We start from the raw sequence: 23116 nt of genomic DNA, 5'->3' as shown, positions 1-23116 counted from the left end.
TCCAGGAGGTTTACGCCATGCGCCCTGCCCTGACCCACATCGCCCTCCATGTACCGGACCTGGACGCCTGCATCGATTTCTATCGCCGCTACTGCGGCATGCAGGTGATCCACCAGCGTCCGGGCAAGGGCACGCGCATCGTCTGGATGGCCGAGCCCGGCAAGGAACACCAGTTCATCTTCGTCATCATGCCCGGTGGCCAGGACAGGCATCTGGCCGCAGACGACTACAGCCACTTCGGTTTCGCGCTGGAAAGCCGCGCCGACGTCGAGCGCATTGCCGCCATGGCCGCCGCCGACGGCTGCCTGATCTGGCCGCCGCGCGACGAGCCCTACCCGGTCGGCTTCTACTGCGGCCTGCGCGATCCCGCAGGCAACTACGTGGAGTTCAGCTACGGCCAGCCTCTGGGGCCGGGCTCGGAGCAGATGCCGATCCCCTGAAAGCACGACGCCACCCGAAGGTGGCGTCGTGGCGATCAGCCTGCGTATCAGAACGCCTTGCCGGTCTTGTACAGATTCTCGAAGCAGAAGTTGGTCGCCTCGATGTAGCCCTCGGCACTGCCGCAATCGAAACGCTGGCCCTTGAACTTGTAAGCCATCACGCAGCCCTGCTGGGCCTGGCGCATCAGTGCATCGGTAATCTGGATTTCACCGCCCTTGCCAGGCGGGGTGCTGCGAATCAGGTCGAAGATGTCCGGCGTGAGGATGTAGCGGCCGATGATCGCCAGGTTCGACGGCGCGTCTTCCGGCTTGGGCTTCTCCACCATGTTGCTGACGCGGTAGATGTCGTCACGGATCATCTCGCCGTCGATCACGCCGTACTTGTAGGTTTCGTCCCGCGGGACTTCCTGGATCGCGACGATGGAGCAGCGGAACTGGTTGTACAGCTTGACCATCTGCGCCAGCACGCTGTCGCCTTCCAGGTTCAGGCACAGGTCGTCGGCCAGGACCACGGCGAACGGCTCGTCGCCGATCAGCGGCTGGCCGCACAGAATGGCGTGGCCCAGGCCTTTCATCTCGACCTGGCGGGTGTAGGAAAAGCTGCACTCGTCGATCAGGCGGCGAATGCCGACCAGGTATTTTTCCTTGTCGGTGCCCTTGATCTGGTGCTCGAGCTCGTAGCTGACGTCGAAATGGTCTTCCAGAGCGCGCTTGCCGCGACCGGTAACGATGGAGATCTGGCTGAGGCCAGCCTCGAGTGCCTCTTCGACCCCATACTGAATCAGTGGCTTGTTCACCACCGGCAACATTTCTTTCGGCATGGCCTTGGTGGCGGGCAGAAAGCGGGTACCGTAACCGGCGGCGGGGAACAGGCATTTCTTGATCATGGGACTCCCTGATGGAGGATGAATGGCGCGCCCAGTCTATCAAGCCGCGCTGGCCTTACAACTGCCGACTGCGGGCCGACCAATGCCGCGGTACAAAAATCCCTGCTCGGCCAGCTGAGCCGCGTCGTAGATGTTGCGCCCATCGAACAGCACCGGCATGCGCATCGCCCCGCGTATGCGTGGAAAGTCCGGCTGACGGAACTGCTTCCACTCGGTCACCAGCACCAGCGCGTCGGCGCCCTGGGTCGCCGCATAGGGCGAATCGCTCAGCAGCAACTGCCCCGACCCGACCGCTGCGGCGTAGCGCGCAGCCACGCTGGCAGTGGCTACCGGGTCGCAGGCCTGGACCCGCGCACCCGCCGTGAGCAACGCCTCCAGCAGTACCAGGCTCGGCGCTTCGCGCAGGTCGTCGGTGCCAGGCTTGAACGCCAGGCCCCAGAGCGCGATGACCCGCCCCTGGAAATGACCGTTGAAGTGCTCGCGCAAGGCCTGGAACAGCAGGGTCTTCTGCAGCGCGTTGCGCGCTTCGACCGCGCGCAGGATGCCCGGCTCGATGCCTTCATGCTCGGCGGTGCGGATCAGCGCCTTCACGTCCTTGGGAAAGCACGAGCCGCCGTAACCGCAGCCGGCGTAGATGAAGTGCGTGCCGATGCGCCGGTCGCTGCCGATACCGCGGCGGACCTCCTCGACATCCACGCCCAGGCGCGCACAGATGCCGGCCATCTCGTTGATGAAGGAGATCTTGGTGGCGAGAAAGGCATTGGCCGCGTACTTGCTGAACTCGGCGGCACGCACGCCCATGCAGAGCAGGCGATCGTGGTTGCGCAGGAACGGCGCGTACAGCCGGCGCAACAGCTCGCGGCCACGTTCGTCGTCACAGCCCACGATGACCCGGTCCGGGCGCATGAAGTCCTCGACGGCAGAGCCCTCCTTGAGGAACTCGGGATTGCTTGCCACCACCACGCGTGCACGCAGCCCACGCCGCACCAGCCCCGCGTTGACACGCTGCTCCACCCGGCCAGCGGTGCCGACCGGCACGGTAGACTTGTCCACGACCAGGCAGTTGTGATCGAGCTCTTCCCCCAGTTCGTCGGCAACCGCCAGCACGTGCGTCAGGTCCGCCGAGCCATCCTCGCCGCTCGGCGTGCCCACGGCGATGAACACCACCTCGGCCCGCCGGATGCCGGCGCGCAGCTGGGAGGTGAAGCTGAGCTGGCCGCTGGCGAGCTGCGCCTTGAGCATCGCCTCAAGCCCCGGTTCGTAGATCGGCACCTCACCTCGGGAGAGCATCGCGACCCGCTGCGGATCACGCTCGACGCAGATCACCCGGTTGCCCATCTCGGCAAAGCAGGTCGCCGTCACCAAGCCCACGTAGCCTGCTCCAATCACGCCTATCTGCATCGCAGCATCCTCCAGAGGTTTGCTGCGATTGCAACCAATCGCGGTGGCAGCGATGTGACGGAGCGGAGAAGGAAAGATGACAATGGCCGCACTCGGGCAACGCTCTCAAGCATGACGCCTGACGGTCACGGGGCTTGGCGAAGGTCAGACGCCTACGACGGGCTCCGGGATGAAGCCTTCGTCCCGTAGTGCCTTGACGACGCCACGGATCAGGTAGTTGTTGGAGAAACCGATCGTGTACTGCCTGGAACCCTCGGCGACCGGGCGAAGCATGCCCTGGTCGACCAGCTTCTTCAGCTGGTAGGTCCGCTGATTGGCGGTCAATCCAGGCAGCGCGGGCGCAAGGTCCGCAGACTTCACCACGCCTTTCCTGATGGCAAGCTTGAGCACGCCCTCCTCGGTCGCCGTGATCAGGCTGCGATTGCGCGCTATATCCACGGCGGGATTGAGGATATGCCGGGTCAGGTACTCGAAATCCGTCAGGCGATCCACCTTGTCCAGCTCGTCGCGCACACCCTCCAGAACATAGATACACCAGTTTTCCAGCCCCTCCGCTGTGCCGCTGTCCGCGCCGGAAAGCATGGCGTAGTAACGCTCACGGTCATTGCAGAAGACCACCGTAGGATTCAGCAACCGGCCACCGACGTTCACGTTGAAACCGTACTTGATCAGCAACGCGTAGGTCAGAAGCCTCTCCACGCGCCCGTTGCCGTTACCGAACGGGTGGATCCAGCCAAAGCGGTGATGAGCCAGCGCCACCTTCATCAGGTCGTACTTGGATGGATCAGGCCGGTTCACGAAATCGACCAGTTCGCTCATGTAACCGGGGACGGAAACCGCATCCGGTGGAACATGGGGCGACTGGGCAATACGGACGCCCCCCGACCGATAGGCTCCGGGTGTGCGGTCACCCTCTCTTTCCAGATCGTCGACAGCAAGCTGATGCAGCTCGCGGATGAAATGCTCGGACAGCGCATCTCCGGGGCTCATCGAGCTCTCGATGTACTCCATCGCCCGTTCGATGTTCGCGACCTCCCGCAACTGGTCGCTTTCCTGCTGCCGCCCCTCGACCTTGCTTTCGACGTAATCCGCCAGTGTCGTGTGGTTACCCTCGATCCGAGCCGAGCCCAGGCTCTCCAGCATGTGGAAGATGCCTTTCAACTGGTAGAACACCGGCAACGGCGTACTGCCCTGAAGCTGCAAGCGCCGCAGGTGCTCGAGCTCGTTGAGCACATCCACCAGAGGCGAAGCGAAGGAAGGGTTCAGAAGCTGGAGTTCATGATGAGCAAATGGCGGCATACGCAGGATTATCTCAAAAAACAATCTCGACTATCTTGAAAAAAGACCATGAAAGCCTTGATTACAGAGGGCTCCGTGACCAATCACTCATGAAGCTATCTTGAATCAGTGGCCGTATCAAATGAAAAATGACCCTGCGCGGAACTGGAAAGGCAGCCAGTACGGCATCTGACACGAACCTGCCGTGCAGCACCTGAGCAGGCATGGAACGTCACCTGTCTGTGATGGCGCAAGGACTGTGAGACCGCTGGTGCGTGAGCGCGGAGGTCAGGTCGGTTCTGGAGCAGGAAAGCCATGGAGATTCGAGAGGCTGGCGCGTCACTCGCTATCCTGAGCGAGGCACAAGATAGCTGTTTGGATAGTCGGCTGCCCGCCTCTGCGGCGATGGCGGGAGAAGAGACCCCAGGAGTGCCTTGGGGATCGCCAGAGATCGTGTTTCGCTAGATGGTGCCCGAAGCCGGACTCGAACCGGCACGCCATTACTGGCGAGAGATTTTAAGTCTCCTGCGTCTACCTATTTCGCCATTCGGGCGGTAGCGCTGTGCGAAGGGCTGGACTATATACAGCCCTCCACGTCCTCGCAAGGCACGCAAAAGGTGCCATGGAGAATGAAAAAGGCCTCGTAAATCGTTGATCTACGAGGCCTTTGGATTGGAGGCTGAGGTCGGAATCGAACCGGCGTTCACGGATTTGCAATCCGGTGCATAACCACTCTGCAACTCAGCCTTAAATCAAACGAGCCGCCTTGGCGACTCGTGTAAAACTGGAGCGGGAAACGAGACTCGAACTCGCGACCCCGACCTTGGCAAGGTCGTGCTCTACCAACTGAGCTATTCCCGCTTGTCTTGTCGACGGGCGCCATTCTATAGAATCGAATCGCGACGTCAACCCTTTGATTCAAAAAAACTTATTTCTTTTCCGAGGTGGTGCTGAGGTGCGGCCAGGCGGCCAACAGATACTGCAGCATCGACCACAGAGTCAGCACGGCAGCAATGACCAGCAGCACGTAACCGACGATGACCCAGAAGGTGAACTGTGGCGGGTTGCCGAGCAGGATGACCAACGCCAGCATCTGCGCCGCCGTCTTCCACTTGCCCAGGTTGGACACCGCCACCTGGGCACGGGCGCCCAGCTCGGCCATCCATTCACGCAAGGCGGAGACCACGATCTCGCGGCCGATGATGATCGCCGCAGCGAGCGTCAGCCAGAGATTGGAGTGCTCGGCCGCAAGCAGCACCAGCGCGACAGCCACCATCAGCTTGTCCGCGACCGGATCGAGGAAGGCACCGAATGGCGTGCCCTGCTCCCAGCGCCGTGCCAGGTAGCCATCGAGCCAGTCGGTCGCTGCGGCAATCGCGAAAACGCCGCTGGCGGCCCAGTAGCTCCAGGAGAACGGCAAATAGAACAGCAGGATGAAAACCGGGATCAGCGCGACCCGGAGCACGGTAAGCAAGTTGGGGATGTTCATCGGCACAACTAGGCTGCGAGGTGAGCGAGTATTCTACTCGCTGTGCAGGGTCGCATAAATCAACTCAGCGAGCTTTTTACTGATTCCGGGTGCTTTGGCGATTTCTTCGGCGCTGGCGCGCGAGAGCTCCTGCAGACCGCCGAAATGATTGAGCAACTCACGTCGCCGCTTGGGTCCGATACCCGCAACCTCCTCAAGGGTGGAGGTACGCCGTGCCTTGCCGCGGCGCGCACGATGCCCGGTGATGGCGAAGCGGTGGGATTCGTCGCGGATCTGCTGGATCAGGTGCAACGCCGGCGAATTGCCGGGCAAGGTGAACTCATGTGCCGCGTCGTTCAGGTACAGCACTTCGAGGCCAGGCTTGCGCGTGGTGCCCTTGGCCACGCCCAGCAGGATCAGGTCGGGCACGGCCAGTTCCTGCAACACCTCACGGGCCATGGCCAGCTGGCCCTTGCCGCCGTCCACCAGCAGCACGTCGGGCAGCTTGCCTTCGCCATCCTTGATCTTGCTGAAGCGCCGGGTCAGCGCCTGGTGCATCGCCGCGTAGTCGTCGCCTGCGGTGACGCCTTCGATATTGAAGCGCCGATAGTCGGACTTCAGCGGGCCCTCGGGGCCGAACACCACGCAGGAGGCGACCGTCGCCTCACCGCTGGAGTGGCTGATGTCGAAGCACTCCATGCGCTGCGGCGGCTCATCCATCTCCAGCACCGTCGCCAGGGCCTCGAAACGCTCGGTCATGTGCTCGCGATTGGCCAGGCGTGCAGCCAGCGCCTGCTCGGCATTGGTAACGGCCAGCTGCTGCCAGCGTGCCCGGGTCGCCCGCACCCGATGACTGATCGTCAGGCTGCGTCCCCGCAGCGACTCTATCGCCTCGACGAGCGTGGCGAAATCCTCATGCTGCACGTTGACGATCAGCTCGCTCGGCAGGTCGCGTTCCGCATTACCCAGGTAGTACTGGGCGAGGAAGGCCATCAGCACATCGCCGCCCTCCTCCTCGATGGCTACCTGAGGGAAGAAGTTCTTGCTGCCCAGCACCCGGCCACCGCGAACGCTGATCAGATGCACGCATGCGCCGCCCGGATTGAGCATGACCGCGACCACGTCGACATCCCCGGTGCCGCCCTCCATGCTCTGCTGATCCTGCACGCGCCGGAGCATGGCGATCTGGTCACGCAATTCGGCCGCGCGCTCGAACTCAAGGGCCATGGAGGCCTTTTCCATGCTGACGGACAGCTCCTCGCTCAGGGCATTGCTGCGCCCATCGAGAAACATCACCGAGTGGCGCACGTCCTCTGCGTATTCCTCGGGGCTTACCAGGCCCACGCAGGGCCCCTTGCAGCGCTTGATCTGGTACTGCAGGCAGGGACGCGTGCGGTTCTTGTAGTAGCTGTCCTCGCATTGGCGGACGAGAAAGGTCTTCTGCAGCAGGCTGAGACTTTCACGGATGGCCAGCGCACTGGGATAGGGGCCGAAGTAGCGCCCCTTGGCCTTCTTCGCGCCGCGATGGATGCCCAGCCGCGGGAAGTCGCCATCGGACAGGAATACGTAGGGATAGGACTTATCGTCGCGCAGCAGGATGTTGTAGGGCGGCCGCCATTCCTTGATCAGCGTCTGCTCGAGCAGCAGCGCCTCGGTTTCGTTGGCAGTGATGGTGGTTTCGATCTGCGCGATGCGTGCGACCAGCGCGGCGGTCTTCGGCGCCTGGCCGGTCTTGCGAAAGTAGCTGGCGAGGCGTTTCTTGAGATTCTTCGCCTTGCCCACGTACAGCAGGCGGGCCTCGCCATCGAACATGCGATAGACGCCAGGGCGACCGCTACAGGTCGCGAGGAAGGCACTCGAATCGAACGGAGCGGACATCGGCTAGTTGGCGGCGTCGACCATGCCGTGGCGCACCGCCAGCAGTGCCAACTCGACATCGCTGGTGATGGAGAGCTTCTCGAAGATGCGATACCGATAGGTATTGACGGTCTTCGGCGACAGGCAGAGCTTGTCCGAGATGTTCTGCACCTTGTGGCAATTGGCGATCATCAGGGCGATCTGGATCTCGCGCTCGGACAACAGGTCGAACGGAGAGCCATTGCTCTGCGGCTGGAAGGACTTCAGCGCCATTTGCTGGGCGATCTGCGGGTCGATGTAGCGCTGCCCGGCGAACACCAGGCGGATGGCCTGAACCATCTCGTCGAGCGCTGCACCCTTGGTCAGGTAGCCGGCGGCGCCAGCCTGCAGCAGGCGGGTCGGGAACGGATCGTCTTCGCAGACGGTAACGGCGACCACCTTGATGTCGGGGTGGCTGCGCATCAGTTTGCGTGTGGCTTCCAGGCCGCCGATGCCAGGCATCTTGACGTCCATCAGCACCACGTCCGGTTTGAGTTCACGAACCTTGAGCAAGGCTTCCTCACCGGTGCAGGCTTCACCGACGACCTGCAAGCCGTCGATGTCAGCAAGCATGCGCGTGATACCCGTGCGAACCAGATCGTGATCGTCGACCACCAGCACCTTAATCAATCGCCACCTCGTTGCACCTTGTCAGCCACCGTGCAGCGACGGTGAGGTTGAACTTGCCGGCCACCTTAGCAAAAAAGCCAGGGACTGACCTAGCTTGACGCACGGAAGTCAAAAAGCAAGCGTCAGATTAAGATCGGGAATTGCTCAGGGCAATACAGGGAAATGGCGGAAGCGGTGAGATTCGAACTCACGGATAGTTGCCCATCGACGGTTTTCAAGACCGTTGCCTTAAACCACTCGGCCACGCTTCCAGATTCTTTCTACGGAGGGCTCGAGACCGCTGTCTCGAAGCTCCGCCTCAGTGCGGGCGGCAATCTTACCGGAACGCAACACACTGTCAAACTCTCTGTCTTGGCACAGGGATCGGCTCTGCTATGATCCGGGCATTCGAGTAACGGAATCCTTGTGCCACAGGAGCGTCGCCATGCAAGAGCAAGACTACGTCATCAATCATTCGCAGGCTGAGCAACAGGAAGTCAGCAAGGTGTTGCGCAACACCTACGGCCTGCTGGCCATCACCCTGGCGTTCAGCGGCCTGGTGGCATTCTTCAGCCAGCGCGCCAACCTGCCTTACCCGAGCTTCTTCGTGGTGCTGATCGGCTTCTACGGCCTGTTCTTCCTCACCTACAAGCTGCGTGATTCCGCCTGGGGCCTGGTTTCCACCCTCGCCCTGACCGGTTTCATGGGCTACACCCTCGGCCCGATTCTCAACCGTTACCTGGGCATGGCCAACGGCGCGGAACTGATCAGCTCGGCGTTCTCCATGACCGCCCTGGTGTTCTGCGGCCTGTCCGCCTACGTGCTGACCACCCGCAAGGACATGAGCTTCCTCAGCGGTTTCATCACCGCTGGCGTGTTCGTCCTGCTCGGCGCCATGGTGGCCGGCTTCTTCTTCCAGATCAGCGGCCTGCAGCTGGCGATCAGCGCCGGTTTCGTGCTGTTCTCTTCGGCCTGCATCCTGTACCAGACCAGCGCCATCATCCACGGTGGCGAGCGTAACTACATCATGGCCACCATCAGCCTGTACGTATCGATCTACAACCTGTTCGTCAGCCTGCTGCAGATCTTCGGCATCATGGGCGGCGACGACTGATAGGCTTTCGTCCCCCTTCGAGCCCGCTTCGGCGGGCTTTTCTTTTTTATCCACTCGACTTTGTGCGCCGCAGGCCCCTGGCCTTATCATTGCGACTGTTTTTCGCTTCGCCGGACGCCCCATGAAGTTTGCCATCGCCCTGTTCGCCGCCCCTCACCTGCCTGCCTCGCGGCGCGCACTGCGCTTTGCCCAGGCAGCGCTGGCTGGCGGCCATGAAATCGTCCGCCTGTTCTTCTATCAGGACGGCGTACACAGCGCCGCCAGCAATGTCGTCACCCCGCAGGATGAGCTGGACCTGCCCGGGGAGTGGCGTGAGTTCGTCACCGGCAACGGCCTGGACGCTGTGGTGTGCATCGCCGCAGCACTGCGCCGTGGTGTGCTCAACGACGAGGAAGCCCAGCGCTATTCGCGCCCTGCGGCCAACCTGGAGGCGCCGTGGGAGCTGTCCGGACTCGGCCAGTTGCATGAAGCCGCACAACAGGCCGATCGACTGATCTGCTTCGGAGGCCAGTGAATGAGCAAATCGCTGCTGATCATCAGCCGCCAGGCGCCCTGGAGCGGCCCAGGTGCCCGTGAGGCGCTGGACATCGCCCTGGCCGGCGGCGCGTTCGACCTGCCGATTGGCATGCTGTTTCTCGACGATGGCGTGTTTCAGCTGAGCCAGGGCCAGCAGCCCGGCGCACTGCAGCAGAAAGACCTCGGCGCCAACCTGCAGGCACTGCCGATGTTCGGCGTAGAGGACCTGTACGCCAGCGAGCGCAGCCTCGCCGAACGCGGCCTCGCCGGCAACGAACTGAATCTGGCGGCGCAGCGGCTCGACGACAGCGCGCTGACCGCCCTTCTCGACCGTTACGACCAGGTGATCACAGTCTGATGGCCACCCTGCACATTCTTTCTCATTCGCCATTCGCCGACAGCCGCCTGGCCAGTTGCCTGCGCCTGCTCGGCGCCCAGGACGCCCTGCTGCTCTGTGGCGATGCGGTCTACGCCTTGCAGCCCGCAACCGCCAACCTGCAGGCGCTGCAGTTGATGCCCGCCAGCGTCGCGCTCTACGCCCTGGACGAAGACCTCGCCGCGCGCCACCTGCAAGCCGCCGAACGCGTACAGGCCGTGGACTATCCGGGCTTCGTCGAACTCTGCACCCGCTACGCCAAGGTCAACAGCTGGCTATGAACACGCTGAACGTCGCTGGACAGCATATCGCCCTGGACAAGGACGGCTACCTGGCCGACCTGCAGGATTGGTCGGGCCCGGTGGCCGAGGCCCTGGCGGAGGCCGAGGAGCTGCAACTGAGTGCCGAGCACTGGGAAATCCTCCAGCTGCTGCGCGCCTTCTACGACGAGTTCCAGCTGTCGCCGGCCAATCGCCCGCTGATCAAGTACGTGGCCCTGAAGCTGGGCCCGGAGAAAGGCAACAGCCTGCACCTCAATCGCCTGTTCAAGGGCACGCCTGCCAAGCTGGCGGCCAAGCTGGCCGGCCTGCCCAAACCGACCAATTGCCTATGAACCTGATCACTCCCGCCGAACACCCTTTCGCCCAGTTCGTGCGCATCCTCGGCAAGGGCAAGCGTGGCGCTCGCGGCCTGACCCGCGAAGAAGCACGCGAGGCCATGGGCCTGCTGCTCGATGACAAGGTCGAGGACACCCAGCTCGGCGCCTTCCTGATGCTGTTGCGGCACAAGGAAGAAAGCGCCGAGGAGCTCGCCGGCTTCACCGAGGCGATTCGTCCGCGACTGGCTGCCCCGGCTATCCAGGTCGATCTGGACTGGCCCAGCTACGCCGGCAAGAAACGCCACCTGCCCTGGTACCTGCTGGCAGCCAAAGCCCTGGCGAACAGCGGCGTGCGCATCTTCATGCACGGCGGCGGTGCCCACACCGCCGGACGCCTGTATACCGAGCAGCTCCTGGCCCTCCTGGAGATACCCCGCTGCCATGACTGGCAGTCCGTGCAGCAGGCGCTGGACCAGCAGCACCTGGCCTACGGCTACCTGGGCGACTGGATGCCAGCGCTGCAGCGCATGATCGACCTGCGCAACACGCTGGGCCTGCGCTCGCCGATCCACTCCCTGGCCCGCGTGATCAACCCACTCGGCGCACGCTGCGGCCTGCAAAGCATCTTCCATCCCGGCTACCAGGCCGTGCATCGCGAAGCCAGTCGACTGCTGGGGGATTGCGCCATCGTGATCAAGGGCGAAGGGGGCGAGATCGAGGCCAACCCGGATTCGGCCTGTCACCTCTATGGCACCGCCAATGGCGAGAACTGGGATGAGGAATGGCCAGCGCTCTCGGCGCAGCGCCACGTCAAGCCGGACAGCCTCGACCCGGCACGGCTGCAGGCCTTCTGGCACGGCGAGCAGGAGGATACCTATGGCTATCTGGCGGTCATCGCCACCATGGCCACCGCGCTGCGCGGCCTTGGTCTGGCGCGTGAGGACGCCTTCGCCCAGGCGAAGATGCGCTGGGACGCTCGCCTTCAATCAATCTCTTCGATGGATTGAGCCAGCTTTTTCAACGCTTCAATCGAGCCGGTGACGATAGACTCCAGTTTCATTCAAAACGGAGGCAGGCGTCATGGGCTTGTTGATCGATGGGCGCTGGCACGACCAGTGGTATGACACCGGCAGCGGCGGACGTTTCCAGCGCGAAAGCGCGCAGCGGCGCAACTGGGTGACCGCCGACGGCGGCGCGGGGCCAAGTGGCGATGCCGGTTTCAAGGCCGAGGCCGGCCGCTACCACCTGTACGTTTCGCTGGCCTGCCCCTGGGCGCATCGCACCCTGATCCTGCGCAAGCTCAAAGGGCTCGAATCGCTGATCGATGTGTCGGTAGTCAGCTGGCTGATGCGCGAACAGGGCTGGACCTTCGATCGCGACTTCGGCTCCAGCGGCGATCACCTCGACAACCTCACCTACATGCATCAGCGCTACACGGCGGACGACCGTCATTACAGTGGGCGCGTCACCGTGCCAGTGCTGTGGGACAAGCAAACCGGCGGTATCGTCAGCAACGAGTCGTCGGAAATCATCCGCATGTTCAACGACGCATTCGACGGCCTGAGCTGCAACGACCTGGATTTCTACCCCGAGCCACTGCGCGAGCGCATCGATCAGCTCAACGAGCGCATCTACCCGGCGGTGAACAACGGCGTCTATCGCGCAGGCTTCGCCACTACCCAGGAGGCCTACGAAGAGGCCTTCGACGAGCTGTTCGACATGCTCGATGAGCTTGAAACACTGCTAGACGGGCAACGCTATCTGGCCGGGCACTACCTGACCGAAGCCGACATCCGCCTGTTCACCACGCTGATCCGCTTCGACGCTGTCTACCACGGCCACTTCAAGTGCAACCTGAAGCGCATCGAAGACCACCCGAACCTGTCCAACTGGCTGCGCGAGCTCTACCAGTGGCCCGGCGTCAGCGAGACGGTGGACTTCACCCATATCAAGTCGCACTACTACGCCAGCCACGCCACCATCAACCCGACGGGCGTGGTGCCCAAGGGGCCGCAGCAGGACTTCATGCGCACGCACGATCGTCAGCGCCTGCCGGGCAAGGGCGTGTGGCAAAAAAACGAGCGCTAGGCCGCAGGGTGGATGAGGCTGTTTTCATCCACCGAAACCCAGCCACGGTGGATCGATGAAGCGCGATCCACCCCAGTATCAGACGTGGCCCTGCGCGCCCTCGAACCAGGCCAGCTTGTCACGCAAGGTGACCACCTCGCCGACGATGACCAGGGTCGGTGCATGCACTTCATGCTCGGCCACCAGTTGCGGCAAGCTGTCCAGGGTGCCAGTGAACACCCGCTGATTCTGCGTGGTACCCTGCTGCACCAGAGCCGCCGGCGTTGCGCCCGAACGACCGTGGGCGATCAGTTGCTCGCAGATGGCGGGCAACCCCACCAGGCCCATGTAGAACACCAGCGTCTGCCCCGGGGCCACCAGGTCCTTCCATGGCAGATTGCTGCTGCCATCCTTGAGGTGCCCCGTGACGAAGCGGACCGACTGCGCATGATCGCGGTGGGTCAACGGAATGCCCGCATAGGCGGCGCAACCCGACGCGGCGGTGATGCCTGGCACCACCTGGAAGGGAATGTCCTCCGCGGCCAGTTGCTCGATTTCCTCGCCGCCACGGCCGAAGATGAACGGGTCGCCCCCTTTCAGGCGCAATACGCGCTTGCCCTGCCTGGCCAGGTCGATCAGCAGCTGGTTGATCTGCTCCTGCGGCACCGCATGATCGGCGCGGCGCTTGCCCACGTAGATGCGTTCGGCATCGCGGCGGCACAACTCGATGATGGCTGGCGCCACCAGGCGGTCGTAGAGCACCACATCGGCCTGCTGCATCAGGCGCAGCGCCCGGAAGGTCAGCAGGTCCGGATCGCCGGGACCGGCACCGACCAGATAGACCTCGCCCAGGGCTCGCGGCGCGGCGCCGGCCAGGCGCTCCTGCAGAAGACGCTCGCCCGCCTCCGGTTTGCCAGCGAAGACGCTCTCAGCAATCGGCCCCTGGAAGACATCCTCCCAGAACACCCGGCGCTGCTGCACATCGGGGAACATCTGTTTGACCCGCTCGCGAAAGCGCTTGCCCAGGTTGGCCAGTTGTCCATAGCTGGCAGGAATCCAGGTCTCGATCTTGGCTCGGATCAGTCGCGCCAGTACCGGCGCATCACCACCACTGCTGACGGCAACGATCAGCGGCGAACGATCGACGATCGCCGGGAAGATCACACTGCACAGCGACGGCGCATCGACGACGTTGACCGGAATACCGAGCGCCTGGGCTTCGGCGGACACCTGCGCGTTAAGCGTTTCGTCGTCGGTCGCCGCGATGACCAGGGCCACGCCCTGCAGGTCGCTACTCGCATAGCCGCGCAGGAAGATGCCGGCCGAGCCAGCCAGCTCCTGCAGCTCGCTGCGCACCTCGGGCGCAACGACACGCAAGCGCGCACCGGCATCACTGAGCAGGCGCGCCTTGCGCAGCGCGACCTCACCACCGCCGATCACCAGTACCGGGCGATCCTGCAGCTTGTGGAACAGCGGAAGAAATTGCATCAGGTCAGCCTCAGCGGAGGTCGGTTCACAGAGCGCGTCGTGCACACCCTGCCGCCATTGAAAACGGGGCAGCCGTGCCGCCCCGTTCCATGCATCGCGATGAGCGGCTCAGCCGATCACTTCGATACCACCCATGTAGGGCTTGAGTACCTCGGGCACGCGAATGCTGCCGTCGGCCTGCTGGTAGTTTTCCAGCACCGCGACCAGGGTGCGGCCCACGGCCAGGCCGGATCCATTGAGCGTGTGCAGCAGCTCCGGCTTGCCGGTTTCCGGGTTGCGGTAACGCGCCTGCATGCGGCGCGCCTGGAAGTCGCCACAGTTGGAGCAGGAGGAAATCTCGCGGTACTTGTCCTGGCTCGGCACCCAGACTTCCAGGTCGTAGGTCTTGACCGCAGAGAAACCCATGTCGCCGGTGCACAGTGCCAGCTTGCGATACGGCAGCTCGAGCAGCTGCAGCACGCGCTCGGCATTGGCCGTCATGCCCTCCAGCGCCTCGAAGGAGGTCGACGGCTCCACGACCTGCACCATCTCGACCTTGTCGAACTGGTGCTGGCGAATCATGCCGCGCGTATCGCGGCCGGAGGCCCCTGCCTCGCTGCGGAAGCACGGCGTGTGGGCGACGAACTTCAGCGGCAGCTGCTTGGCGTCGAGGATTTCGCCGGCGACGATGTTGGTCAGCGACACTTCGGCGGTCGGAATCAGGTACAGATCGGCCTGGTCTTCACGGGCGATCTTGAACAGGTCTTCCTCGAACTTCGGCAGCTGGCCGGTGCCCTGCAGCGCCGGTGCCTGCACCAGATACGGGGTGTAGGCCTCTTCGTAGCCGTGCTCGCCGGTGTGCAGGTTGATCATGAACTGCGCCAGGGCACGGTGCAGGCGCGCGATGGGGCCGCGCAGCAGGGCGAAACGGGCACCGGAGAGCTTGGCGGCGGTCTCGAAGTCCAGCCAGCCGTGCTGCTCGCCCAGGGCGACGTGATCCTTGATCTCGAAGTCGAAGCTGCGCGGCGTACCCCAGCGCGCGACCTCGACGTTCTCGTCCTCGTCGGCGCCGACCGGCACGGATTCGTGCGGCAGGTTGGGGATGTTCAGCAGCAGGTTGTCCAGCTCGCTCTGGATCGCGTCCAGCTCGCGCTTGCCGGCTTCCAGGTCGCTGCCCATCTGGTCCACTTCCGCCAGCAGCGGCGCGATGTCTTCACCGCGCGCCTTGGCCTGGCCAATGGACTTGGAACGACTGTTACGCTCGGCCTGCAATTGTTCGGTGCGCACCTGCACCGACTTGCGCTGACTCTCCAGGGCCTCGAAGCGGGCGACGTCGAGTGCGAAGCCACGGGTGGCGAGGCGCTCGGCGATTTCGGTGAGTTGCGTGCGGACGAGTTTGGAGTCGAGCATGTTCGGGTCTCAATACATCGGCGAAATGGTTAATGACCAGCAAGCTGGCGCGGGTTGTGGAGTGTAAAGCCTTAACGGGTCAGGATGCCAATCGGGCCAGACTCAGGCCGGCCCAGGCTGCCAGCAGACCGCCAAGGATGCTGAAGGCCAGATAGCCGAAGGCTTCGGGTGCGCGCCCGCCCTCCATCAGCTTCATGATCTCCAGGCTGAAGGACGAAAACGTGGTGAAGCCACCCAGCACGCCGGTGATCAGCCCGGTGCGCAGCTCCAGTGGCAGATCGGTACGGGTGAGGAACAGGCCGGACAGCAGACCGATCAACAGGCAACCCAGCACGTTGACGGTGAGCGTGGCCAGGTAGAAGTGCCGCGGCCAGTTGCCGGCGACCCAGCTGGCCACCAGAAAGCGCATCAGCGAACCGACAGCCCCCCCTGCCGCCACGGCAAGCGCCACACGAATCATCTCTTTCTCCTTTGTCGGGTACTGCTGGAGTCCAGGCTGCGCAGGTGCTTGAGCTTCTCGCGAATTTTCGACTCCAGGCCTCGCGGCACCGGCTGGTAATACTCGCGCGGCTCCATTTCATCCGGGAAATACACTTCGCCAGCGGCGTAGGCATTGGGCTCATCGTGGGCGTAGCGGTATTCCTCGCCATAACCGAGCTGCTGCATCAGCTTGGTCGGCGCATTGCGCAGGTGCAGTGGCACCTCCAGCGAGCCGAACTCGGCGACATCCTGCTTGGCTGCCTTGATCCCCAGATACACCGCGTTGCTCTTGGCTGCGCAGGCGAGGTAAGTCACCGCCTGCGCCAGCGCCAGGTCGCCCTCGGGACTGCCCAGGCGCTTGACCGCATCCCAGGCGGCCAGACACAACGGCAACGCACGCGGGTCGGCATTGCCGATGTCTTCGCTGGCCATGGCGACAATGCGCCGGCAGATGTAGGCCGGGTCGCAGCCGCCGTCGAGCATGCGCGCCAACCAATACAGCGCGCCATCGGGGCTGGAGCCGCGGACGGACTTGTGCAACGCGCTGATCTGGTCGTAGAAGGCTTCGCCGCCCTTGTCGAAACGCCGGCGGGTATCGCCCAGCAGGTTGTGCAGCGAGGCCACGGCGATCTCGCCACCATCCTCGGCCAGGTCGGCGGCGTTCTCGAGGAAATTGAGCAGGCGCCGGCCATCGCCATCGGCGGCGGCCATGAGCATGGCGAAGCTTTCCTCGGGCAGGCTCAGGTGACGCTCGCCCAGGCCTTTCGGGTCGCTCAGCGCGCGCGCCACCAGCTTGCGCATGGCCGCCTCGTCGAGGCTCTTGAGCACATAGACGCGGGCGCGCGACAGCAGCGCGTTGTTCAGTTCGAACGAAGGGTTCTCGGTGGTGGCGCCGATGAAGATCAGCGTGCCGTCTTCGACGTAGGGCAGGAAGGCATCCTGCTGGCTCTTGTTGAAACGGTGCACCTCGTCGACGAAGAGGATGGTACGACGGCCATATTGCGCGGCATGCTGCTGCGCCACCTCGACCGCCTGGCGAATCTCCTTGACCCCGGAGAGCACCGCCGAGATGGTCTCGAAATGCGCATCGCTGACCTTGGCCAGCAGGCGCGCCAGGGTGGTCTTGCCTACCCCAGGCGGCCCCCAGAAGATCATCGAGTGCAAGGCGCCCTGTTCCAGCGCTTCACGCAGCGGCTTGCCAGGCCCCAGCACATGCTCCTGGCCGACGTATTCATCCAGGCTGGTAGCACGCAAACGCGCAGCCAGGGGCTGCGCGACGGGTTGGCGAGCGAACAGGTCCACCACTTACTCCTGGATGACGTCCGCACCTTGCGGGATGTCGAAGCTGAACAGGCCGTCGTCGACCGGCTCGTTCATCTTCACATTGAGGAACAGGATATTGGTGCGCTGACCAATGCTGTCGATCAGCTGCATGTCGTTGAGCACGCGATTGCGGAACGACAGGCGCAGGCTGTCGAACAGGCTGTCCTTGGCCTTGGGCTTGAGGATGAAGTCGACCACGTTGCCGCCTTCCTTGTAGTCGATATCGAAGTTCTCGCGAATCTGCGACACGTCACCGGAGAGCAGCAGCGCCGGGGTGTGGGTCAGGCGCTGGTCGAGGGTCTGCACGGTCACCTGCTCCAGGTCCGGGTCGTACAGCCAGACCTTCTTGCCGTTGGACACCAGCAGCTGCTCCATCGGCTGGTCGGTATGCCAGCGGAACAGCCCCGGGCGCTTGAGCACCAGTTGCCCGGCGGTTTCCTGCAGCTGGGTGCCGCTGGCATCGAGCGTCAGTTGCGAAAAGCGCGCACTGATGGTCTGCGCCTGGTTGAGCAGCTCGGTCAGGCGCTGGGTGGCCGCCTCTTCGTCAGCCTGGGCAGTCAGCAGGGTAAAACTCAGAACAGCCAGCATCAGCAGGCGAATAACACGCATAGGAACCCCTTTAGTCCGTGTGAGGATGGCGAGGTGACTCCGCACCTCGCATTGCTCGGCCGCATGAACGACCGTGGAATCTTGTAGACCGCGAATCGGGCGGTTTGTCCGTGAGATGTCGAAGTCAGTCGCGCGACGGCCCGGGCGCGATGACCTCGCGTGAACCGTTGGTGTTCATCGAACTGACCACGCCGGCCATCTCCATCGCCTCGATCATCCGCGCGGCGCGGTTGTAGCCGATCTTCAGCTTGCGCTGCACTGCAGAGATGGAAGCACGACGGCTTTCCAGCACGAAGTTGACGGCTTCGTCGTACAGCGGATCTTCCTCGCTGCCCTCGCCGCCTTCGCCACCACCGCCTTCGAAGCCGCTGCCACCGCCCTCCTCGACGCCCGCGAGGATGTCCTCGATGTAGTCGGGCGAGCCGCGCTGCTTCCAGGCCTCGACCACACGGTGCACTTCATCGTCGGAGACGAAGGCGCCATGCACGCGGATCGGCAGGCCGGTGCCGGGCGGCAGATAGAGCATGTCACCATGCCCCAGCAGCTGCTCGGCGCCACCCTGGTCGAGAATGGTGCGCGAGTCGATCTTGCTCGACACCTGGAACGCCATGCGGGTCGGAATGTTGGCCTTGATCAGACCGGTGATCACGTCCACCGAAGGGCGCTGGGTCGCCAGGATCAGGTGAATGCCCGCAGCCCGCGCCTTCTGGGCGATACGCGCGATCAGCTCTTCCACCTTCTTGCCGACGATCATCATCATGTCGGCGAACTCGTCGACCACCACCACGATGGTGGGCAGCGGCTTGAGCAGCGGCGGCTCGTCTTCCATGCTTTCGCGACGGAACAGTGGATCGGTCAGCGGCGTGCCGGCCTCGATGCCGTCCTTGACCTTGCGGTTGAAGCCCGCCAGGTTGCGCACGCCCATCGCCGCCATCAGCTTGTAACGGCGCTCCATCTCGGCCACCGACCAGCGCAGCGCATTGGCGGCCTCCTTCATGTCGGTCACGACCGGGCACAACAGGTGTGGAATGCCTTCGTAGATCGACAGTTCGAGCATCTTCGGGTCGATCATGATCATCCGCGCCTCTTCCGGCGTGGACTTGAACAGGACCGACAGGATCATCGCGTTGACCCCCACCGACTTACCGGAGCCTGTGGTACCGGCCACCAGCAGGTGCGGCATCTTGGCCAGGTCGGCGATCACCGGACGTCCGCCGATGTCGTGCCCGAGGGCCAGGGTGACCGGAGACTTGGCATCGTCGTACTCGCTCGACGACAGCACTTCGGAGAAGCGCACGATCTGCCGGTCTTCGTTGGGTATCTCGATGCCCACGGTGGTCTTGCCGGGAATCACCTCGACCACGCGTACGCTGACCATGGCCATCGAGCGCGCCAGGTCCTTGGCCAGGTTGGAGATGCGGCTGACCTTGACGCCGGCAGCGGGCTGAATTTCGAAACGGGTGATCACCGGGCCCGGATGCACGGACTCCACCACCACCTCGACGCCGAATTCCTTGAGCTTGATTTCCAGCAGGCGCGACATGGCCTCGAGCGACTCGGGCGAATACTGCTTCTGCTTCTTCTCGGCGACATCGAGGATGGAAATCGGCGGCAGACTGCCCTCGATGGCGCTATCGACGAACAGCGGCGCCTGTTTCTCCTTGAGCACGCGCTTGCTCGGCTCCGCCGCCTTGGGCGGCGCAGGCGGCGTGATCACCGGTGCCGGGCGCTTGTCGCGCTCGCTCATGTGCTTGCTCAGCGACTCTTCGCGTTCGAGCAGGCGCTCCTTGACCTTGGCCTGTTCGCGGCGGTCAGCGACCACGGGCGCGGCCACTTCGATGACGCGGTCGTCCAGTTCACGCAGTTGCGCGACCATCTGCTTGCGTTCGCTGCGGGCATTCCACCAGCCGGTGATGGCGCCATGGATCAGCTCGATCAGATCGAGGGTGATCTTGCCGGTCAGGTCCATCACGCGGAACCAGGACAGGTCGGTGAACACGGTCAGGCCGAAGAGGAACAGGGCCAGGAATACCAGGGTGCTGCCTTGTACGTTCAGCGCATGCACGGCCAGATCGCCCAGGCTGGCGCCCAGCATGCCGCCACCGGAGCCCTGCATGCCGGCATCCGCCGCGAAATGGATGTCGCCGAGCGCGGCGCCAGAGAGAATCAGGAACACCAGGCCGATGCTGTGCCAGGAAAACAGCCAGCCATTCCAGTGCCAGGGTTGGTTACGGGTGCGGAACACCTGCCAGGTCTTGGCCGCCAGCAGCAACGGGAAGATGTAGGCGAAATAGCCCAGCGCACCGAACAGCGCGCTGGAGAGCCAGGCGCCGATGCTGCCACCTGCGTTGATGATGCGCTCGACCTGCACGCTGTTGTCCCAGGCCGGATCGGCGGCGTTGTAGGTCAACAGTGCCATCAGCAGGTACAGGCACATAGCGCCCAGGGCGATCAAGGCGCCTTCCTTCAGTCGATACTGAAGTTTCTGGCGCCAATCGATAGTCTGGGTGGTGGAATTCTTCAAAACAGCCATTTCCTGCGCCCTGGGCGCGTCCATCTGATGATTGATCGTGGAAGCGGCCTATTGTAGGGCCTGCCTGGTGCTCAGGCCAATTGCCAAGCTCCCGCACTTGCCCTGCTTCGGTGTAGCATAGCCGCCAGCAGCTTCCATGCGGCTCAATTGGAGCACGCATTCTCTTTTGTGACAAAGGCTTATGGGGTTTTTTTATGAGCGAAGTCAAGCATTCACGCGTGATCATCCTGGGTTCCGGCCCTGCCGGTTATAGCGCCGCCGTGTACGCCGCGCGCGCCAATCTCAAACCCGTGGTCATTACCGGCATCCAGCCTGGCGGTCAGCTCACCACCACCACCGAAGTGGACAACTGGCCGGGTGACGTCGAAGGCCTTACCGGCCCGGCCCTGATGGAGCGCATGCAGAAGCATGCCGAGCGCTTCGACACCGAGATCATCTACGACCATATCCACACCGCAGAGTTGCAGAGCCGCCCCTTCGTCCTCAAGGGCGACAGCGGCACCTATAGTTGCGACGCGCTGATCATCGCCACCGGCGCCAGCGCCCAGTACCTCGGTCTGCCGTCGGAAGAGGCATTCTCCGGCAAGGGCGTTTCCGCCTGCGCGACCTGCGACGGTTTCTTCTACCGCAACCAGGTGGTCGCAGTGATCGGCGGCGGCAACACCGCCGTGGAAGAGGCGTTGTACCTGTCGAACATCGCCAAGGAAGTGCATCTGGTGCACCGTCGCGACAAGCTGCGCTCGGAGAAGATCCTCCAGGATAAGCTGTTCGACAAGGTCGAGAACGGCAACATGCGCCTGCACTGGAACCACACCCTCGACGAAGTGCTGGGCGACCAGACCGGCGTGACCGGCGTACGCCTGAAGAGCACCCAGGACGGCAGCACCCAGGACCTGGCCCTGGCCGGCGTGTTCATCGCCATTGGCCACAAGCCGAACACCGAGCTGTTCGTCGGCCAGCTGGACATGCATGACGGCTACCTGAAGATCAAGGGCGGCAGCGAAGGCAACGCCACTGCCACCAGCATCGAGGGCGTGTTCGCCGCCGGCGACGTGGCCGACCACGTCTACCGCCAGGCCATCACTTCGGCCGGTGCCGGTTGTATGGCCGCGCTGGACGTCGAGAAGTTTCTCGACAGCAACTGATGGCACCAGGGCGAGCACCCCGCTCGCCCTCCCCTGCCCCGCGGACGGACGCGCATGCTGACCTGGCTGCAACGTGATTCCCTGCAGTTCCCGCCACTGGCCAAGGCCATGCGCGAACCGAACGGCCTGCTGGCTGCGGGCGGCGACCTCAGCGCCGACCGTTTGATCAGCGCCTATCGCCACGGCTGCTTTCCCTGGTTCCAGGACGGCCAGCCGATCCTCTGGTGGTCACCGGACCCGCGCACCGTGCTGCTCCCCGACGAGCTGTATGTTTCGCGCAGCCTGGCCAAATTGCTGCGTCAGCAACGCTACCGCGTCAGCTTCGACCAGGATTTCGCCGCAGTGATCAACGCCTGCGCAGGGCCACGCAGCTACGCCGACGGCACCTGGATCACCCAGGGCATGCAGGATGCCTACCTGCAACTGCATCAGCGCGGCATCGCTCACTCGGTCGAGGTCTGGCTCGATGACGAGCTGGTCGGCGGCCTCTATGGCCTGGCCATGGGACAGCTGTTCTTTGGCGAATCCATGTTCAGCCGCGCCGACAACGCCTCGAAAGTCGGTTTCGCCACCCTGGTGGGCAAGTTGCATGAATGGGGCTTCGCGCTCATCGATTGCCAGATGCCCACGCAGCACCTGCACAACTTCGGCGCCAGGGCCATACCGCGCGCCACGTTCGCCGAGTACCTGCAGCGCCACCTCGACCTGCCCAGTGCAGCGGACTGGCTCGCCTAGTCGACTGGCCAACCCTGACATACACTCTTAGTCAGGTTTTCCCGAGACACCGCCATGACCGAGCTGGCCCGCCTGAAGTTCTATGCCACTCAGCCACATCCATGCAGCTACCTGCCGGAAGAACAGGCGACGACCCTGTTTCTCGACCCCAGTCAGCCCATGGACGTGCTCGTCTACGCCGAACTTTCGGAAATGGGCTTTCGCCGCAGCGGCGATCACCTGTACCGCCCACACTGCCAGCAGTGCACCGCCTGCATTCCGGCACGCATCCCGGCAGCGCTGTTCACGCCGAACCGCCAGCAGCGGCGCATCCTCAAGCGCAACGAGGACGTCAGCGTGCGCTCGGTGCGCCCGGCATTCACCGAAGAGTATTACGCGCTCTACGTTCGCTACATCGAGCAGCGCCATGCCGATGGTGACATGTACCCGCCCAGTCGCGACCAGTTCTCGACCTTTCTCGTCCGGGACCTGCCATTTTCTCGTTTCTATGAATTCCGCCTGCGCGGCAAACTGGTCGCCATTGCGGTCACCGACGTGCTGCCGAACGGCCTGTCGGCGGTCTACACCTTCTATGATCCGGATGAGGAGCGCCGCAGCCTCGGGCGCTTCGCCATTCTCTGGCAGATCGGCGAGACCGCGCGTCTGGGCCTCGAAGCCGTCTATCTGGGCTACTGGATCAAGAACTGCCGCAAGATGAACTACAAGACCCAGTACCGCCCGATCGAGCTGTTCGTCAATCAGCGCTGGACACAGCTGACCTAGCG

At 63.5% G+C, this 23116-nt stretch carries 23 protein-coding genes and 4 tRNA genes; 11 read left to right on the top strand and 16 right to left on the bottom strand.

Annotated features, from left to right (window positions below; genetic code table 11):
* The first annotated feature begins 17 nt into the window (after positions 1-17).
* Positions 18-440, top strand: a complete 423-nt coding sequence (locus EWH21_RS12535; RefSeq protein ID WP_037056658.1) for a VOC family protein — start codon at positions 18-20, stop codon at positions 438-440.
* A 47-nt stretch (positions 441-487) separates the two neighbouring features.
* On the opposite strand, the gene galU is transcribed toward EWH21_RS12535, so the two are convergent.
* From galU to EWH21_RS12485, 10 genes are all read right to left on the bottom strand, one after another.
* Positions 488-1327: a UTP--glucose-1-phosphate uridylyltransferase GalU gene (galU, locus tag EWH21_RS12530; RefSeq protein WP_037056659.1), complete on the bottom strand. Its 840-nt coding sequence runs from the start codon at positions 1325-1327 to the stop codon at positions 488-490.
* A gap of 39 nt (positions 1328-1366) precedes the next feature.
* Positions 1367-2728, bottom strand: a complete 1362-nt coding sequence (locus EWH21_RS12525; RefSeq protein ID WP_277698451.1) for a UDP-glucose/GDP-mannose dehydrogenase family protein — start codon at positions 2726-2728, stop codon at positions 1367-1369.
* Positions 2729-2872: 144 nt separating this feature from the next.
* Positions 2873-4027, bottom strand: a complete 1155-nt coding sequence (locus EWH21_RS12520) for a Fic family protein (protein ID WP_277700612.1) — start codon at positions 4025-4027, stop codon at positions 2873-2875.
* Positions 4028-4472: 445 nt separating this feature from the next.
* Positions 4473-4559 (bottom strand) — tRNA-Leu (locus EWH21_RS12515).
* Between the two features lie 120 nt (positions 4560-4679).
* Positions 4680-4753 (bottom strand) — tRNA-Cys (locus tag EWH21_RS12510).
* Positions 4754-4791: 38 nt separating this feature from the next.
* Positions 4792-4867 (bottom strand) — tRNA-Gly (locus EWH21_RS12505).
* A 67-nt stretch (positions 4868-4934) separates the two neighbouring features.
* Entirely contained in the window at positions 4935-5495 is a 561-nt protein-coding gene (pgsA, locus tag EWH21_RS12500; RefSeq protein WP_037056661.1) for a CDP-diacylglycerol--glycerol-3-phosphate 3-phosphatidyltransferase, read from the bottom strand.
* A 33-nt stretch (positions 5496-5528) separates the two neighbouring features.
* On the bottom strand, positions 5529-7352 hold the full coding sequence (gene uvrC / locus EWH21_RS12495; RefSeq protein ID WP_037056667.1) for an excinuclease ABC subunit UvrC: 1824 nt from the start codon (positions 7350-7352) through the stop codon (positions 5529-5531).
* A gap of 3 nt (positions 7353-7355) precedes the next feature.
* Entirely contained in the window at positions 7356-8000 is a 645-nt protein-coding gene (uvrY, locus tag EWH21_RS12490) for a UvrY/SirA/GacA family response regulator transcription factor (RefSeq protein WP_037056669.1), read from the bottom strand.
* 163 nt (positions 8001-8163) lie between these two features.
* Positions 8164-8251 (bottom strand) — tRNA-Ser (locus EWH21_RS12485).
* 173 nt (positions 8252-8424) lie between these two features.
* Between EWH21_RS12485 and EWH21_RS12480 the strand changes: the two genes are divergently transcribed.
* The 7 genes from EWH21_RS12480 (at position 8425) to EWH21_RS12450 (ending at position 12671) form a co-directional block, all read left to right on the top strand.
* Positions 8425-9093 (top strand): Bax inhibitor-1/YccA family protein, encoded by a 669-nt coding sequence (locus EWH21_RS12480; protein ID WP_037056676.1) that lies wholly within the window; start codon positions 8425-8427, stop codon positions 9091-9093.
* A 121-nt stretch (positions 9094-9214) separates the two neighbouring features.
* Complete coding sequence (tusD, locus tag EWH21_RS12475) at positions 9215-9607, top strand: sulfurtransferase complex subunit TusD (RefSeq protein ID WP_047589210.1); 393 nt, start codon at positions 9215-9217, stop codon at positions 9605-9607.
* The gene (gene tusC, locus EWH21_RS12470) at positions 9608-9967 is read left to right on the top strand and encodes a sulfurtransferase complex subunit TusC (protein ID WP_277698450.1); all 360 of its coding nucleotides are present in this window, start codon (positions 9608-9610) and stop codon (positions 9965-9967) included.
* Positions 9967-10266, top strand: coding sequence for a sulfurtransferase complex subunit TusB (tusB, locus tag EWH21_RS12465; RefSeq protein ID WP_277698449.1), 300 nt, complete (start codon positions 9967-9969; stop codon positions 10264-10266). The genes tusC and tusB overlap by 1 nt, the downstream gene beginning before the upstream one ends.
* Entirely contained in the window at positions 10263-10598 is a 336-nt protein-coding gene (locus tag EWH21_RS12460) for a TusE/DsrC/DsvC family sulfur relay protein (protein WP_277698448.1), read from the top strand. The genes tusB and EWH21_RS12460 overlap by 4 nt, the downstream gene beginning before the upstream one ends.
* On the top strand, positions 10595-11590 hold the full coding sequence (locus EWH21_RS12455; protein WP_277698447.1) for a glycosyl transferase family protein: 996 nt from the start codon (positions 10595-10597) through the stop codon (positions 11588-11590). The genes EWH21_RS12460 and EWH21_RS12455 overlap by 4 nt, the downstream gene beginning before the upstream one ends.
* Positions 11591-11663: 73 nt before the next feature.
* Complete coding sequence (locus EWH21_RS12450) at positions 11664-12671, top strand: glutathione S-transferase family protein (RefSeq protein ID WP_277698446.1); 1008 nt, start codon at positions 11664-11666, stop codon at positions 12669-12671.
* Positions 12672-12749: 78 nt separating this feature from the next.
* Here the strand turns inward: EWH21_RS12450 and cysG are convergent, their stop codons facing one another.
* The 6 genes from cysG to ftsK form a co-directional block, all read right to left on the bottom strand.
* Positions 12750-14138, bottom strand: a complete 1389-nt coding sequence (gene cysG / locus EWH21_RS12445) for a siroheme synthase CysG (protein WP_037055933.1) — start codon at positions 14136-14138, stop codon at positions 12750-12752.
* Positions 14139-14246: 108 nt separating this feature from the next.
* A complete protein-coding gene (serS, locus tag EWH21_RS12440; RefSeq protein WP_047589197.1) occupies positions 14247-15527 on the bottom strand; it encodes a serine--tRNA ligase in 1281 nt (426 codons plus the stop codon).
* 79 nt (positions 15528-15606) lie between these two features.
* Positions 15607-15987, bottom strand: a complete 381-nt coding sequence (gene crcB / locus EWH21_RS12435; protein ID WP_037055922.1) for a fluoride efflux transporter CrcB — start codon at positions 15985-15987, stop codon at positions 15607-15609.
* Complete coding sequence (locus EWH21_RS12430) at positions 15984-17309, bottom strand: replication-associated recombination protein A (protein ID WP_277698445.1); 1326 nt, start codon at positions 17307-17309, stop codon at positions 15984-15986. The genes crcB and EWH21_RS12430 overlap by 4 nt, the downstream gene beginning before the upstream one ends.
* Positions 17310-17312: 3 nt before the next feature.
* A complete protein-coding gene (lolA, locus tag EWH21_RS12425; RefSeq protein ID WP_037055916.1) occupies positions 17313-17939 on the bottom strand; it encodes an outer membrane lipoprotein chaperone LolA in 627 nt (208 codons plus the stop codon).
* A gap of 124 nt (positions 17940-18063) precedes the next feature.
* Entirely contained in the window at positions 18064-20496 is a 2433-nt protein-coding gene (ftsK, locus tag EWH21_RS12420; RefSeq protein ID WP_081876519.1) for a DNA translocase FtsK, read from the bottom strand.
* A gap of 170 nt (positions 20497-20666) precedes the next feature.
* On the opposite strand from ftsK, the gene trxB reads away from it, so the two are divergent.
* The 3 genes from trxB to EWH21_RS12405 are packed head-to-tail and all read left to right on the top strand — an operon-like array spanning position 20667 to position 23114.
* Positions 20667-21617, top strand: coding sequence for a thioredoxin-disulfide reductase (gene trxB, locus EWH21_RS12415; RefSeq protein WP_037055914.1), 951 nt, complete (start codon positions 20667-20669; stop codon positions 21615-21617).
* A 54-nt stretch (positions 21618-21671) separates the two neighbouring features.
* A complete protein-coding gene (gene aat, locus EWH21_RS12410) occupies positions 21672-22352 on the top strand; it encodes a leucyl/phenylalanyl-tRNA--protein transferase (protein WP_277698444.1) in 681 nt (226 codons plus the stop codon).
* 54 nt (positions 22353-22406) lie between these two features.
* Positions 22407-23114, top strand: a complete 708-nt coding sequence (locus EWH21_RS12405) for an arginyltransferase (RefSeq protein WP_152488674.1) — start codon at positions 22407-22409, stop codon at positions 23112-23114.
* Positions 23115-23116 lie beyond the last annotated feature (2 nt).

This window comes from Pseudomonas sp. REST10, from assembly GCF_029542605.1.
Classification (GTDB): Bacteria; Pseudomonadota; Gammaproteobacteria; order Pseudomonadales; family Pseudomonadaceae; genus Aquipseudomonas; species Aquipseudomonas khazarica.
Note: the sequence above shows the minus strand (reverse complement) of the source record. Positions and strands in the feature narration are given on the sequence as shown.